The organism is Pseudomonas sp. SBB6, from assembly GCF_024213215.1.
GTDB lineage: Bacteria > Pseudomonadota > Gammaproteobacteria > Pseudomonadales > Pseudomonadaceae > Aquipseudomonas > Aquipseudomonas donghuensis.
This window is the reverse complement of the sequence record NZ_JANAVH010000017.1, coordinates 87194-102079: the sequence shown is the minus strand read 5'-3', so window position 1 is coordinate 102079 and position 14886 is coordinate 87194. Positions and strand designations below refer to the sequence as shown.

The following is a 14886-nucleotide window of genomic DNA, read 5'->3' as shown; positions in this document are numbered from 1 at the left end:
CGTTTAAGGACTCCCCATGAATGTACTGATCGTTCACGCTCACCCCGAGCCGCAATCCTTTACCGCCGCCTTGCGTGACCAGGCTATCGAAACCTTCACCGCCCAGGGCCATCAGGTGCAGGTCAGCGACCTGTACGCGATGAACTGGAACCCGGTGGCCAGCGCCGATGACTTCGTCAGCCGCGAGAACCCGGATTACCTGGTGTATGCCCTGGAGCAGCGTCTGGGGGTCAAGAGCCAATCGATTGCCGCCGACATCCAGCACGAGCTGGACAAACTGTTGTGGGCCGACCTGCTGGTGCTCAACTTCCCGATCTTCTGGTTCTCGGCACCGGCCATGCTCAAGGGCTGGATCGACCGGGTGCTGGTCTCGGGGGTGTGCTATGGCGGCAAACGCTTTTACGACCAGGGCGGGTTGGTGGGCAAGAAGGCGCTGGTGACCGTGACCCTGGGCGGGCGCGAGCACATGTTTGGCGAAGGGGCGATTCACGGGCCGCTGGAGGACATGCTGCGGCCGATTTTGCGCGGCACCCTGGCGTACGTTGGCTTCGAGGTGCTGGAGCCGTTTGTGGCCTGGCATGTGCCGTACATCAGCGATGAGGCGCGCAAGGACTTCTTGCGTAGCTACCGGCAGCGCCTGGCGCATTTGTCCGATGACCAGCCGCTGGAATTTCCGCGCTTGGCGCAGTTTGATGAGGCGTTGTATCCGTTGGCTTGAGGGTGGCTGTAGCGGCCTCATCGCCGGCAAGGCCGGCTCCCACAGGGGTAGTGCATGTCACTCAAACTGTGGGCGCCGGCCTTGCCGGCGATTGGCCGTAAGTTAAATGCTGCGCACCTACCCATTCGGGGTATGGTCCCCATCACCGGTCCCCTCGATAGTAACCCCGTCGGCTCACACCGAGCAGATCCTGGTGACACGACGGAGTGGCTATGCGAAAGACACTGAAGGTGATTTCCAGTCTGTTGCTCGCGCCCCTGGCAACAGCGGCGCTCGCCGCCGAGGGAGAGGCGGCCAACACACTCAGGCTGTACAACTGGACGGATTACATCGGCGAAACGACCCTCGCCGACTTTGAAAAAGCCACCGGCATCAAGGTGATCTACGACACCTTCGACGGCTATGAAACGGTCCAGACCAAACTGCTGACCGGGCACTCGGGCTACGACTTGGTGGTACTCAACGCCTCCCTGGTCCCGCCGCTGATCAAGGCGCAGGTGTTCCAGGCGCTGGACAAAACGCAGCTGCCAAGCTGGAACAATCTCGACCCGCAGGTCGTGAGCAACCTGCAAGGCTACGACCCGGGCCTTGCCTACTCGGCGCCCTACACCTGGGGCAGTTCCGGGGTGACTTACAACGTCGACAAGATCAAGGCACGCATGCCCGATGCGCCCATCGGTTCGCTGGCCATGCTCTTCGACCCCAAGGTCGTCTCGCGCTTTGCCGACTGCGGCGTGACCCTGATGGACGCGCCCAGCGAAGTGATCCCGCTGGCCCTCAAATACCTCGGGCGCGACCCCAACAGCGCCACAGCCGATGACCTTGAAGCCGCCCAGGCGCTGCTGCTCGGCGTGCGGCCATTCATCAAGAAATTCGACTCGGTCAATTACCTGACCAGCCTGCCCAATGGCGATACCTGCCTGGCCCTGACCTGGTCCGGCGACTACGCCACCGCCCAGGCAAGGGCGCAGGAGGCGAAGAAGAACATCAAGCTGGCGTTCTTCATCCCCCAGGAAGGCTCGCTGATCTGGTTCGACAACTTGTACCTGCCCAGCGACGCGCCGCACGCGGCCAACGCCCATCGCTTCATCGAGTTTTTGCTGCAGCCGCAGAACATTGCCAAGGTCACCAACTACATCCATTACGCCAACAGCAACGCCGCCGCCACGGCGCTGGTGCAGGTCGAGATTCGTGACGACCCGGCGATCTACCCGGACGCCGCCACCCGCCAGCGCCTGTTCGCGCAGAAGACCCAGAGCGGCAAGGACATGCGTGCCATTACCCGGGTCTGGAGCACGGTCAAGACCGGTAGCTGATTGCCATTTTCCCCTCGCCAAGGACACTGCCATGGCCACGCCAAACAAAACCTTTTCAGCACCCGTCGCCAATGATTGCCTGGTGGCGGCCGACAAAGCCCACTACCTGCACGGTTACCACGTGTTCGACGAGCACGCCGAACACGGTGCGCTGAACATCGTCGAAGGCCAGGGCGCCTACATCTACGACACCGATGGCCAGCGCTTGCTCGATGCCGTCGGCGGCATGTGGTGCACCAACATCGGCCTGGGCCGTGAAGAGATGGCCCTGGCCATCGCCGACCAGGTGCGCCAGTTGGCCTATTCCAACCCGTTCTCGGACATGGCCAACAACGTCGCCATCGAACTGTGCGCAAAACTCGCCAGCCTCGCTCCGGGCGATCTCGATCACGTGTTCCTCACCACCGGCGGCTCGACGGCGGTCGATACCGCCTACCGGCTGATCCAGTACTACCAGAACTGCCGCGCCAAGCCGCACAAGAAGCACGTGATCGCCCGCTACAACGCCTATCACGGCTCCACTTGCCTGACCATGTCGATCGGCAACAAGGCCGCCGACCGGGTGCCCGAGTTCGACTATGGCCATGAGTTGATCCACCACGTCTCCAACCCCAACCCGTACCGGGCGCCGGATGACATGGACGAGGCAGCGTTTCTCGACTTTCTGGTGGCCGAGTTCGAAGACAAGATCCTGTCCTTGGGCGCCGACAATGTCGCGGCGTTCTTTGCCGAGCCGATCATGGGCTCGGGCGGGGTGATCATCCCGCCCAAGGACTACTTCCTGCGCATGTGGCAGGTGTGCCAGACCTACGACATCCTCTTCGTTGCCGACGAGGTGGTGACGTCCTTTGGCCGCCTGGGCAAGTTTTTTGCCTCAGAGGCACTGTTCGGCGTGCAGCCGGACATCATCACCACCGCCAAGGGCCTGACCTCGGCCTATTTGCCGCTGGGCGCGTGCATCTTCTCCGAGCGCATCTGGAAGGTCATCGCCGAGCCGGGCAAGGGCCGCTGCTTTACCCATGGCTTTACCTACAGCGGCCACCCGGTGTGCTGCACCGCGGCGTTGAAGAACATCGAGATCATCGAGCGGGAGAACCTGTTGGCCCATGTCGATGAGGTCGGCGGCTACCTGGAGCAGCGCCTGCAGAGCCTGGCCGGGCTGCCGTTGGTGGGCGAGGTGCGCTGTATGAAGCTGATGGCCTGTGTCGAATTCGTTGCCGACAAGCGCAGCAAGGCGCTGTTTGCCGATGAAGTCAACATCGGCGAGCGCATCCACCGCCGGGCCCAGGCCAAGGGCTTGCTGGTACGGCCGATCATGCACCTGAACGTGATGTCGCCGCCGCTGATCATCACCCGTGCCCAGGTGGACGAGATCGTCGAGACCTTGCGCCAGTGCATTGTCGAAACGGCAGAAGAACTGCGCCAGGAAGGGGTGTACGCGGGTGCATGAGCAGCCATCGCTGGCAAAGCCAGCTCCCACAGCTCCGGCGTACACAAACCCACTGTGGGAGCCGGCCTTGCCGGCGATGGGCTGCATCGCAGCCCCCAGGCGGGTTAGACTGCCGGGCATGAGCCGAGCCACCGCCGACACCCCGATCTGCCTGTCTTTCTCTGCCCTGCAGCAATGGCATGCAGCGCTGCAGCACGCCTTTGCCCGCAGTCACGAGACGGACGCCCTGGCAACCCTCGCCGCCGCCCTGAGCCAGTTGGTGGCGGTCGAGTCGATGATGATCAGCCTCGAACGTCAGGGCCAGCCGCCGCAGCTGCTCTACCAGCAAGGCATCCCCGAGCGTTACCGCGATGCGATCCTCAACCGCTACTTCACCGCCGGCTACCTGCTCGACCCGTTCTGCCTGGCGGTGGAGAAGGGCCTGGCGCAAGGCTTTTACCACCTGCAGGAGATCGCCCCAGACCACTTCTTCGACAGCGACTACTACAAGACCTACTACCTGGGCACGGGCTGCACCGAAGACAGCTACTACATCGTCGACATCGACCCACACAGCAAGATCTCCCTGAGCCTGTTCCAGGGCTACGGCGCCAGTACCCTGAGCGTCGAGCAACTGCACCTGCTGCAAGCGGTGGAGCCGATGGTGCGTGAACTGATCAGCCGCTTCGCCCAGCACGGCCTTGCGCAAACCCGCGAAACGGATAGCCAGGGCAGCGTCCAGGCGGCCTTCGACAGCTTTGGCTGCCAGGTGCTGACCGAGCGCGAGCGCGAAGTGGCGCAGATGATCCTGCGCGGTCACTCGGTGAAGTCCACCGCCGGCGAAATGGGTATCTCCCCGGAAACCGTGCGCATGCACCGCAAGAACCTCTACCTTAAACTGGAGATAAACTCCCAGTCCGAGCTGTTTGCGCGCTTTATCGACTGGTTGCGCCAAGGCTGACCATTGGCCTTGTGGAGGCCCTGATGAACCGCACTACCGCGCAGCACCTGCAGGCCTTGAGCCGCGACGGCTTCGTGGTGTTGCCGGGCGTGCTCGATAGCGCGCAGATCAACCTGCTGCGCCACGCCATCGACCGGCTCAAAGCGTTTCACTGGGATTACAGCGGCGGCCTGATCGAGCACTACAAGTGCGTGTTCAATCGCGACCCGCTGTGGCTGGCGTTCCTGGATCTGCCCGGGGTGATCGAACTGGCCGAGGCGGCGTTGGGTGAGGATTGCCATATCATCGGCCAGACCGCCTGGCGCTGCCATCCGGGTTACCAGGGCATGCCGTTGCACCTGGACTACCTGATGATGGAGGCCGTCCCGGCGCTGATGGCCGACCCGGCCTTCGAGCTGCCGATGCAGATCTGCACCGTGCAGTTGTACCTGGACGACATCGACGCCGACCTGTGCCCGACCCGGGTGATTGCGGGGAGCCACAGGGCAGGGCGCGCGCCGCGCAAGAATGAGCAGAGCTGGCAGGGCCGTCCGCTGCAGGCGGTGCTATGCCAGGCCGGCGACGCCCTGGTGTTTCGCAGCGAGCTGTGGCACGCCGGTAGCGACAACCGCAGCGCAGAGCGCAGCCGTTACATGCTGCAGGTGCACTACGGCCGACGCATGGTCGTGCAAAAATTTTCGCCCTACCTGCACTTTCAGTTCAACCCGGCGGTGCTGGCCGCCGCCACGCCGCGCCAGCGCCGCTTGCTCGGCGAACACGCCGAAGCCGAGTACGACTGAGCCTCAGCTCGCCCCGCGGATCGCCAGCACGTTGCACAGCCGGTGTTCCAGCACGTGCTCGGTGGTGCTGCCGGTCAGGCGTTCGAGCAGCTTGCGCGGGTGGTTGCCCATTACCAGCACGTCGGCGCGGCTGTGGCTGACGAACTCGGCGATGCTGCGAGTAATCGGCGCCGACAAAAAGTGCTGGCGCTCAACCGGTACCGCGTGGCGCTCGGCCAAGCGCTCGAAGGCTTTGTGAATCGACTTGCGCACATCATCGCCAAAGCCCGGCATGGTCACGGTGCCAGCACCGAAGTCGGCCATGTGGGTGTGGGCGCTGTCGCACACATGCAACAGGTGCAACTCGGCGTTGCATTGGCGAGCCAGGTCGGCTGCGGCCTGGATCACGCTTTCATTGAGGTCGTTGTGCGGGTGTTCGGGGTGGGTCGGGTCGACAGCGGCGACAACGATGCGCGGCAGCGGGCAATGCACGTCGGTGACCAGGTGCACCGGGCACGGGCATGCGCGCAGCAGTTGCCAGTCCAGCGGCGCCACCACCAGGCGCTTGAGCAGGGCTTCGTGGTGTACATCCTTGATCAGCAGGTCGGGGCCGATTTCGGCCACCTGGGTCAGTACCGCTTGCAGCACGTCCCGGGCCAGGATCACGTCGGTGGTGACGCGGATGCCGTTTTCATGCAGCAAGGTGGCTTCATCGGCCAGCCACTGGCGGTTGTCCTGCATCAGCTTGTCCAGGTGCTGCTCGTCGCCGCTCATCAGGCCCAGGGTATCGATCTCGTCGATAAAGGCGCAGATATGCAAGGCGGCGCCCGTGGCGTGCGCCAGGGCGGCGGCACGTTCCAGTGCCGGTGTATGGCGCAGGTCGCAGCCGACCATCAGGAATAGGCGTTGGTACTGGCTCATGGGCACCTCCGGTAGCGTTGTGTTGCCAGCCCCCGTGCTTGAAGTCTAGTCCATGGTGCTGCCCGAAGCGCCTGGCGGGTCCAGTGCAGGCTCCTCGGCCGGGCTGTCGGCGGCAAGCGGCTGCGCTACCCAGCTCATGAACAGCTCGTAGCCCACGGCCAGCACCACCGGGCCAATGAACAGACCGATGATGCCGTTGGTCAGCATGCCGCCCAGGGCGCCGATCAACACCACCGGCATCGGTACGGCCACGCCGCGACCCAGCAGCATGGGCTTGAGGACGTTGTCGGCGAGCCCGGCAAGCAAGATCCAGATGACAAAGATCACCGTGCCGGCACTGACGCCGTCATGGGCCAGCACGTAGATCGCCACCGGCAGGGTGATCAACAACACCGGCAGCTGGGTGATGCCCAGCAGCAGCACCAGCAAGGCCAGCACCCCGGCAGCAGGAACCCCCATAATGACCAGGGCGACACCCACCAGCAGCATCTGGATGAAGGCGATGCCGACCACGCCCTGGGCTACGGCGCGGATGGTAGCGGTGCACAATGCGGCCAGTTGTTCGCCGCGCTGCGGGCCAGCGACGCGGGTGGCAATCGCCACCGCCGCGCGTTGGCCGGTTGCACCCTTGGCCATGATCAGGCCGGCGACGACCAGGGCCACGAGGAACATCAGGATGCCCGAGCCAATGCCGGCCAGTTGTGTCAGCAGGGTCTTGCTCAGGCCTTTGAGGTGCGGCGCGACCTGGGTCGCCGCCCAGCTCAGGTCACTGCTGGCATGGGCCCAAATGCCGTACAGCGGCGCGCCGATCAGCGGCCAGTCACGGACGTTGGCCGGTGGCGGCGGGATCTCGATGCGCTGGTCCTCGAAGCCGGTGATGCCTTGTTGCACGGTGTCGGCCACCGAAGCGCCCAGCAGGCTCAACGGCCCGATCAGGCAGGCCAGGCCAATGATCACCAGCACCACCGCCGCCCAGCCCGGGCGCCCGCCAAGCCAGCCGCCCAGGCGCTGACTCAGCGGATAGAGGGTGATCGCCAGGATCACCGCCCACAACACCAGATTGAGGAACGGCTTGAAGATGTCGAAGCAGAACAGCACCAGCACGGCGATCAGCCCGGCGCGGATCAGCACGTCGAGCAGTTCCCGGGCAGTGCCCAGGTGAACCGGGCGATTGTTGGCCATGAGTGAGCCCTCGGGCAGGCGAGCGGGTTTCAGTGAACGGCCGGGCAACGGCTGGCACCGCCGCGGGCCGCCTGGCTGACCAGTTCGGTGAAACGCTTGAGGTTCTGTTGATGGGCCAGCACCAGTTCGTCGATACTGGCGCCGGCCGGAGTCTGGATCACGCTGCGGCAGTTCAGCACCGCGTTGCCGGCACGCAAGCGCCAGCGGGCATCGAACAGGGCGTATTGCCCTGGCACCGAGTCAAAGCGCTGGACCTCCACGCGCAAGCCCAGGCGCGGCTGGGCAGTGCTGCTGACGAACTGGTTGACCAGGGCATTGCGCAACTCGTCGGCAAGGCTTGCGCCCCACCACTCGGTCTCGAGGATCGCCAGGCCGCTGTTGCCCTGGCGAATCACTACCTGCGGCCGATCGACCTGGGGCGGCACGCTGACCTGCTCCAGCTGTACATCGACGCTGCTGGCTGGCACCGGTTGCTGCGGGATCAGCGTGTGGTAGTGGATTGGGTCGCTGCGGCAGGCGGCCAGCAACACCGCCAGGCTCAACACTGCAAACGGGGAGGCATGCGCCATGGGTGTGCTCCTGCGGTCAATTGCGCGACGAAGGTTTCAGCGAGTCAGCGGGTGCATCCTTGGGCCGGCCGCGCAGCAGCGATTCAGGATTGCGCCCCAGGTAATCGGCCAACTCGCGCAGCGAGCGCGACATGCGCCCCAGCTCGTCGAGGGTCTGGGTCAGTTGCTCGCGCTGCGGCGAGTCCTCGGCCAGGGTCGAGTTGGCCGACTGCAGGGTCTTGCTGACTTCCTGCAAGGTGCCCTGGACGCCCGGCAAGGTGCGGCTGTTGAACTGCTGCAAGCTTTTGCGCAATTCCACCAGGTTGGCGTCGAGGTTGTTGGCGATGCGCTCGAGCGGCAGGCGGTTGAGCTTTTCGATCATGGCCTGGAACTGCTCCTGCAGTTGCTCCAGGCTACCCGGTACGGTAGGGATGGTAATCGGTCGGGCTGTGGGGTCGAACACCACCTTGGGCGCCTTGGGGTCGAAATCCAGGGCGATGTACAGCTGCCCGGTGAGCAGGTTGCCGCTGCGGGCCTGGGCGCGCAGGCCGTTGTCGACGAAGGAGCCGAGCAATTGCGCGGCGGCCTTTTCGTCGTCGGGGTCGTGGTTCAGTGCCTTGAGCAGCTTGGTGTGGGCCCGGCCCAGGCGTTGCGGGTAGATGACGATGCCGACATTGACCGGGAAGGTGCGTTTTTCGACGTCGAAGTCGAGGTTCACCGAAACCACCGAGCCGATTTCCACCCCGAGGAATTCCACCGGGGCACCGACCTTGAGGCCGCGCAGGGCCTGGTCGAAGCGCAGGCTCAGGTACTGTGCCTTGCCATGGGGCGGGGCGAGGGCTCGGGCGCGGTCGTCGAACAGCTCGAACTGGCGGTCTTCGGCGGCCACCTGATCGTCGGGGCTGTAGTCCGGGGCACGAAAGGCGATACCGCCGACGATCACCGACGACAGCGACTCGGTGCGAAAGGCAAAGCCGTTGGCGCCGACTTCGACATCGACACCGCTGGCGTTCCAGAACCGGGTGTTGTCGGTGACGAAGGCATCGTTGGGCGCGTTGATGAACACCTCGATACTGACCCCTTTGCCGTTCTCGTCGAGGCTGTAGGCCACTACCTGGCCGACCGGAATCTTGCGGTAGTACACCGGCGAGCCGACCCCCAGCGAACCGAGATCGCTGGCGTGCAGGAAAAAGCGCTTGCCCGGCTCGCCGTAGGTAATCGGCGGAGGCGACTCCAGGCCAATGAAGGCCTTGGCACGGGTAGTGGATTCGCCGGAGTCGGCGCCGATGAAGTCGCCGGACAGCAAGGTATCGATACCCGACACACCGCCGGCGCCGATGCGCGCGCGCACCACCCAGAACTTGGCGTCTTCACGGGTGAAATTTTCGGCCTGCTTGACCAGCTTGACTGTGGCGGTGACGCTCTTCTGGTCCTTGCTCAACTCCACGGCGGTGACCTGGCCGATCACCACATTGCGGTACTTGACCGCGGTTTTGTTGGCTTCCAGGCCCTGACCGGTCTTGAAGGTGATCTCGATGGTCGGGCCTTGCTGCATGACGTTGTGCACCACCAGCGACAAGCCCACCAGCACCGCCACCAGCGGCACGATCCACACCAGCGAGATGCTGAAACGGCGGGTCTTGACCCCGGGCTGGCCGGGTTGTGGGCTGTCTTGGCGGGTATCAGTCATCGGCCTGCTCCTTGTCGCGCTGCCAGATCAGTCTAGGGTCGAAACTCATTGCCGCCAGCATGGTCAGCACCACCACCATGCCGAAAAACAGAATGCCCGGGCGTGGCGCGATGTCGCCCAGGGCCTGGAACTTGACCAGCGCCGCCACCAGGGCGACCACCAGCACATCGAGCATCGACCAGTAGCCGATCAGCTCGACGAAGCGGTACAGACGTGCCCGTTGCGTCTGCGCCCAGGTGCTCTGGCGCTGCACGGTGATCAGCAGCAGGGCCAGGGCGACGAACTTGGTTGCCGGCACGGCGATGCTGGCAATGAAAATGATCAGGGCGATGTCCCAGGCACCGTGTTCCCAGAACTCCATGACCCCGCTCATGATGGTGCTGTCGGCGCCGCTGCCGAACAACGTGGTGTTCATCACCGGTAGCAGGTTGGCGGGGATGTAGAGCACCAGCGAGGCGATCAGGTAGGCCCAGGTGCGGGCCAGGGAATCGGGCTTGTGCGCATGCAGCGGGGCGCCGCAGCGCTCGCACGCGTGCGGCTGGTTGCTGTTGTCGCAGGCCATGCCGCAGGCGTGGCAGAGCACCAGGTTGAGCTCGGCGGCGCGCGGCGGGCGGTTCATGGCAGCAGGTCCCAGAGTTCGCGTATATCGCGCCCGGCGATGCGCAATATCAGCAGGCTCAGGGCTGCCAGGGCCAGCAGGCCGATGCCCGGCAGCACATCGAGCATGCCGGCCAGCTTGAACACCGCGACCATGGCGCCGAGCAGGCACACTTCGAGCATGCTCCACGGGCGCAGGGTTTCCAGCCAGCGCATGCACAGGCTGAAGCCTGGGGCGCGGCCGCCGGCCAGGGCAAAGCCGAGCACCCAGATCAACAACAGCAACTGGAACACCGGGGCGATGATGATCGAGATCGCCGCCACCAGGGCGATGAAGGTGATGGGCCCGGTGGCCAGGGCCCTGACCGAATCCCACAGGGTGGCGCTGTTGTGCAGGCCTTTGAGGCTGATGCTCATGATCGGGTAGAAGTTGGCGAACACCCAGAGGATCAGCGCGGTGACGCTCAGGGCCAGGCGTTGCTGTACGCTCAGGCCGTTATAGCGCTGCAGCACGGCGCCGCAGCACTGACACAGGGCTTTCTGGTGCTTGCCGAGGCTGGCCTTCTGGTACACGCAGTCGCAATGTTCGCAGATGATCAGCTGATGGGTATCCAGCATGGCGCGCGCTCTGGCTGCGGGCGGTGACTAGCTCAATATAGTCGGCGCAGGCGCGGGCCTGCGGATTTTTTAACCACTGCGGGAGCGGGCTTGCCGGCGTTCGTAATCCAGACACCGCCTGATGTGTTGGCTGTACCGGCCTCATCGCTGGCAAGCCAGCTCCCACAATGGATGTGTGTACACCTAACCTGTGGGAGCGGGCTTGACCCGCGATGAGGCCAGTGTGGCGCGCTGCTGCCTGGGAGTTCAATCCCTTGGGTGAGTTACCAACCCGGCACCCCACGCATGTCCGGCAGTTTATGAGCGATGCCCTTGTGGCAATCGATGCAGGTCGCCTGCCCACTGGCCAGCGAGGTCGAGTGCATGGCCGCCGCGCGCTTGCTCTGGCGGGTGAAGTCCATGAACTCGAAGTTGTGGCAGTTGCGGCACTCCCGTGAGTCGTTGGCCTTGAGCCGCGCCCATTCGTGTTCGGCCAGTTCGCGGCGGTGGGCGAGGAATTTCTCGCGGGTGTCGATGGTGCCGAACAGCTTGCCCCACACCTCTTTGGAAGCCTGCATCTTGCGCGCGATCTTGTGCGTCCACTCGTGCGGCACATGGCAGTCCGGGCAACTGGCGCGCACGCCGGAGCGGTTGCTGTAGTGGATGGTGTCCTTGAGTTCGACAAACACGTTGTCGCGCATCTCATGGCAGGAGGTGCAGAATTTTTCGCTGTTGGTCAGCTCCAGCGCGGTGTTGAAGCCGCCCCAGAAGATGATCCCGGCAATGAACCCGCCCAGGGTCAGAAACCCCAAGCTGTAGTAAACGCTCGGGCGCCAGAGAATGCTCCAGTATTCCTTGAACAACCTGAACAGTGCTCGCATGGCGCATCCTCAGGGTTTTTGCGCGGCGTTGGCGTCGTCTTGCAGCAGCTTGTCGATGGTTTCGAAGTGGTTGCCTACCAGCGGCTGCACCTCTTTTTGCACCACGTGGCACTGGGTGCAGAAGTAGCGCCGTGGCGACACCGCTGCCAGCGCCTGGCCGTCGCGGTCCATGTAATGGGTGATGCTGATCATGGTCGCCTGGCTGCGCGCACTGTTGGCGCGGCTGTGGCAGGACAGGCACTTGTTGCCGTTGATATCGACCTGATAGCCGCGAATGGTATGGGGGATGGTCGGCGGCTGGTCGGGGTAGTTGCGTTCGCGCTTGAAGTCCTTGTTCTCGTCGTTGGCCAGCGGCGGCGCCGGCAGGCTCTGGGTCAGGGTCCCGCCAGGGCGGCGGCCGTCCGGGCCCGGCGCATCGAGTGGGTAGTCGACCTCGGCGGCGACCACCAGGCCGATGACCGCGAACATCAGCAAGGGCAGGCTGCGAATGGGCATGACGGTTCTCCTCAGGCCACGCTGATCAGCTCGATGCGTATGGCGCATTTCTTGTAGTCGGTTTGCTTGGAGATCGGGTCGGTGGCGTCCAGGGTGACCTTGTTGATCAGCTTGTTGGCATCGAAGAACGGCACGAACACCAGCCCGCGTGGCGGCTTGTTGCGGCCACGGGTTTCGATCCGCGCGCGGATCTCGCCGCGCCGGCTGACCAGTTTCACTTCGCTGCCACGTCGTGCATTCAGGGCCTTGGCGTCGTCCGGGTGCATGTACACCAGGGCATCGGGCACTGCCTTGTACAGCTCTTCGACGCGCTGGGTCATGGTCCCGGTGTGCCAGTGCTCAAGTACCCGGCCGGTGCTGAGCCAGAACGGGTACTCGGCATCCGGCGCTTCGGCCGGCGGCTCATAGGGCAGGGCGAAGATGATCGCCTTCTTGTCCGGGTAGCCGTAGAACTGCACGCCGCTGCCTGGCTCGACATACGGGTCGTGGCCCTCGCGGTAGCGCCAGCGGGTTTCCTTGCCGTCGACCACCGGCCAGCGCAGGCCGCGCTCGCTGTGGTAGCGGTCGAAGGCGGCCAGGTCATGGCCGTGGCCACGGCCAAACTGGGCGTATTCTTCGAACAGGCCTTTTTGCGGGTAGAAACCAAAGGCCTTGGCTTCATCGTTCTGGTAGCCGGCTTCCAGCTGCTCGACCGGGAACTGATCGACCTGGCCATTTTTATACAGCACCTCGAACAGGGTCTTGCCCTTGTACTCCGGTGCCTTGGCCAGTAACTCGGCGGGCCAGACCTCGTCGGTGGTAAAGCGCTTGGAAAACTCCATCAGTTGCCACAGGTCCGAACGGGCCTCGCCCGGTGCGCTCACCAGTTGATGCCAGAACTGGGTGCGGCGTTCGGCATTGCCAAAGGCGCCTTCCTTCTCCACCCACATGGCACTGGGCAGGATCAGGTCGGCGGCCTGGGCAGACACGGTCGGGTACACATCCGAGACAATCACGAAGTTCTCCGGCTTGCGCCAGCCCGGCAGCACCTCCTGCATGATGTTGGGCCCGGCCTGCATGTTGTTGCTGGCCTGGGTCCAGTAGACGTTGAGCACCCCGTCCTTGAGCATGCGGCTCTGTTGCACTGCGTGAAAACCGACCTTTTCCTGAATAGTGCCGGCGGGCAGTTTCCAGATCGTCTCGGCGGTGGCGCGGTGCTTGGGGTTGGTCACCACCAGGTCAGCGGGCAAACGGTGCGAGAAGGTCCCCACCTCGCGGGCGGTGCCGCAGGCCGAGGGTTGCCCGGTGAGCGAGAAGGGGCTGTTGCCTGGCTCGCTGATTTTGCCGGTGAGCAGGTGGATGTTGTAGATCAGGTTGTTGGCCCACACCCCGCGGGTGTGCTGGTTGAAGCCCATGGTCCAGAACGACACCACCTTGCGCTTGGGGGCGGCGTACAGCTCGGCCAGCGCCTTGAGGCGCTCCGCTGGCACGCCCGACTCCTTGGCCGTGCGCTCCAGGGTATAAGGCCGCACGAACGCGGCGAACTGCTCGAAGTCGATATCGCTCCAGGTATTGGCCTTGTCGGCGTTCTTGGCCTTGGCTTCCCGTGGGTCGTCGGCGCGCAGGCCGTAGCCGATGTCATCGGCACCCTGGGCAAAGCGGGTGTGCTTGCTGACGAAGTCCTTGTTCACCGCGCCGCTTTCGATGATGTGGTTGGCGATGTAATTGAGGATCAGCAGGTCGGTCTGCGGCTTGAACACCATGGGGATGTCGGCCAGGTCAAAACTGCGGTGCTCGAAGGTCGACAGCACCGCCACCTTGACCTGAGGCTGGCTCAGGCGGCGGTCGGTGACCCGGCTCCAGAGGATCGGGTGCATCTCGGCCATGTTCGAGCCCCAGAGCACGAAGGCGTCGGTGGCTTCGATGTCGTCGTAGCAGCCCATGGGTTCGTCCATGCCGAAGGTGCGCATGAAGCCCATCACCGCCGAGGCCATGCAGTGGCGGGCATTGGGGTCGATGTTGTTGCTGCGAAAGCCGGCTTTCATCAACTTGTTGGCGGCATAGCCTTCCCATACCGTCCATTGCCCGGAGCCGAACATGCCGATCGCTTGCGGGCCCTTGTTTTTCAGCGCTTCCTTGTACTTGGCGGCCATGATCTCGAAGGCCTTGTCCCAGCTGATCGGTTGGAATTCGCCCTGCTTGTCGTACTGGCCGTTGCGCATGCGCAGTAACGGCTGGGTCAGGCGGTCGTTGCCGTACATGATCTTCGACAGAAAGTAGCCCTTGACGCAGTTCAAGCCGCGATTGACCTCGGCCTTGACGTCGCCATGGGTGGCCACCACGCGATTGTCGCGGGTGGCGACCATCACGCTGCAGCCGGTGCCGCAAAAGCGGCAGGGCGCCTTGTTCCAGTTCAGGGTGACCATGTCGGCCTCGGTCACCAGGTTGCTGGCGGAGGTAAAGATCGGCAGGCCGGCCGCAGCGGCGGCAATGGCAGCGGCCTGGGCCTTGGCAAACTCACGGCGGGTCATGCTCACGGGCAGTCTCCTTCTGGGGCGAGGAGTTCGTGGTAGATCAGGGCAGCGTTGAGCACGCCGGGCATGCTGTTGATCTGCTCGATGCGTTGCAGGATCTGCTGCTCATCAACCGCCTCAAGCACCACCACCACCTTGCCGGCGGCGCTTTGCTGGTGCAGTTCGAGGTTGTCGAGCAGGCGCAGGTTGGCTTTCACCGCCTCGAACAGTTCAGGGCGGGCATGTACCACCAGGCTGGCAATGTGCAGGGCTTCATCCATGGGCTGGCTCCAGGAGTCTG

General features: G+C 64.1%; 15 protein-coding genes. 5 read left to right on the top strand and 10 right to left on the bottom strand.

The annotated features are described in order from the left end of the window. Positions 1–16: 16 nt before the first annotated feature. From NLX68_RS24755 to NLX68_RS24735, 5 genes are all read left to right on the top strand, one after another. Positions 17–718, top strand: coding sequence for an NAD(P)H-dependent oxidoreductase (locus NLX68_RS24755; RefSeq protein ID WP_254286233.1), 702 nt, complete (start codon positions 17–19; stop codon positions 716–718). A 212-nt stretch (positions 719–930) separates the two neighbouring features. Further along, complete coding sequence (locus NLX68_RS24750; protein WP_254286232.1) at positions 931–2034, top strand: polyamine ABC transporter substrate-binding protein; 1104 nt, start codon at positions 931–933, stop codon at positions 2032–2034. 31 nt (positions 2035–2065) lie between these two features. Next, the gene (locus NLX68_RS24745; RefSeq protein ID WP_254286231.1) at positions 2066–3484 is read left to right on the top strand and encodes an aminotransferase; all 1419 of its coding nucleotides are present in this window, start codon (positions 2066–2068) and stop codon (positions 3482–3484) included. A gap of 118 nt (positions 3485–3602) precedes the next feature. Next, positions 3603–4424, top strand: coding sequence for a helix-turn-helix transcriptional regulator (locus NLX68_RS24740; protein WP_254286230.1), 822 nt, complete (start codon positions 3603–3605; stop codon positions 4422–4424). A 23-nt stretch (positions 4425–4447) separates the two neighbouring features. After that, entirely contained in the window at positions 4448–5203 is a 756-nt protein-coding gene (locus tag NLX68_RS24735) for a phytanoyl-CoA dioxygenase family protein (protein WP_254286229.1), read from the top strand. Between the two features lie 3 nt (positions 5204–5206). Here the strand turns inward: NLX68_RS24735 and NLX68_RS24730 are convergent, their stop codons facing one another. The 10 genes from NLX68_RS24730 to NLX68_RS24685 all read right to left on the bottom strand — a co-directional run bounded on the left by NLX68_RS24730 (position 5207) and on the right by NLX68_RS24685 (position 14866). Beyond that, positions 5207–6103: a universal stress protein gene (locus NLX68_RS24730; RefSeq protein WP_254286228.1), complete on the bottom strand. Its 897-nt coding sequence runs from the start codon at positions 6101–6103 to the stop codon at positions 5207–5209. Positions 6104–6148: 45 nt separating this feature from the next. Beyond that, positions 6149–7285: an AI-2E family transporter gene (locus NLX68_RS24725; RefSeq protein WP_254286227.1), complete on the bottom strand. Its 1137-nt coding sequence runs from the start codon at positions 7283–7285 to the stop codon at positions 6149–6151. 29 nt (positions 7286–7314) lie between these two features. Then, complete coding sequence (locus NLX68_RS24720) at positions 7315–7854, bottom strand: membrane integrity-associated transporter subunit PqiC (protein WP_254286226.1); 540 nt, start codon at positions 7852–7854, stop codon at positions 7315–7317. A gap of 16 nt (positions 7855–7870) precedes the next feature. Beyond that, complete coding sequence (locus NLX68_RS24715) at positions 7871–9523, bottom strand: intermembrane transport protein PqiB (protein WP_254286225.1); 1653 nt, start codon at positions 9521–9523, stop codon at positions 7871–7873. Further along, on the bottom strand, positions 9516–10142 hold the full coding sequence (locus tag NLX68_RS24710) for a paraquat-inducible protein A (RefSeq protein WP_254286224.1): 627 nt from the start codon (positions 10140–10142) through the stop codon (positions 9516–9518). The genes NLX68_RS24715 and NLX68_RS24710 overlap by 8 nt, the downstream gene beginning before the upstream one ends. Then, positions 10139–10738, bottom strand: coding sequence for a paraquat-inducible protein A (locus NLX68_RS24705; RefSeq protein ID WP_254286223.1), 600 nt, complete (start codon positions 10736–10738; stop codon positions 10139–10141). Before NLX68_RS24705 ends, NLX68_RS24710 begins: the two co-directional genes overlap by 4 nt. Positions 10739–11001: 263 nt before the next feature. Then, entirely contained in the window at positions 11002–11598 is a 597-nt protein-coding gene (locus tag NLX68_RS24700) for a cytochrome c3 family protein (protein WP_254286222.1), read from the bottom strand. Positions 11599–11607: 9 nt separating this feature from the next. Then, positions 11608–12093 (bottom strand): nitrate reductase cytochrome c-type subunit, encoded by a 486-nt coding sequence (locus NLX68_RS24695; RefSeq protein WP_254286221.1) that lies wholly within the window; start codon positions 12091–12093, stop codon positions 11608–11610. Between the two features lie 11 nt (positions 12094–12104). Beyond that, a complete protein-coding gene (gene napA, locus NLX68_RS24690) occupies positions 12105–14609 on the bottom strand; it encodes a nitrate reductase catalytic subunit NapA (RefSeq protein WP_254286220.1) in 2505 nt (834 codons plus the stop codon). Continuing rightward, a complete protein-coding gene (locus NLX68_RS24685; protein ID WP_254286219.1) occupies positions 14606–14866 on the bottom strand; it encodes a chaperone NapD in 261 nt (86 codons plus the stop codon). The genes napA and NLX68_RS24685 overlap by 4 nt, the downstream gene beginning before the upstream one ends. Between the last annotated feature and the right edge of the window lie 20 nt (positions 14867–14886).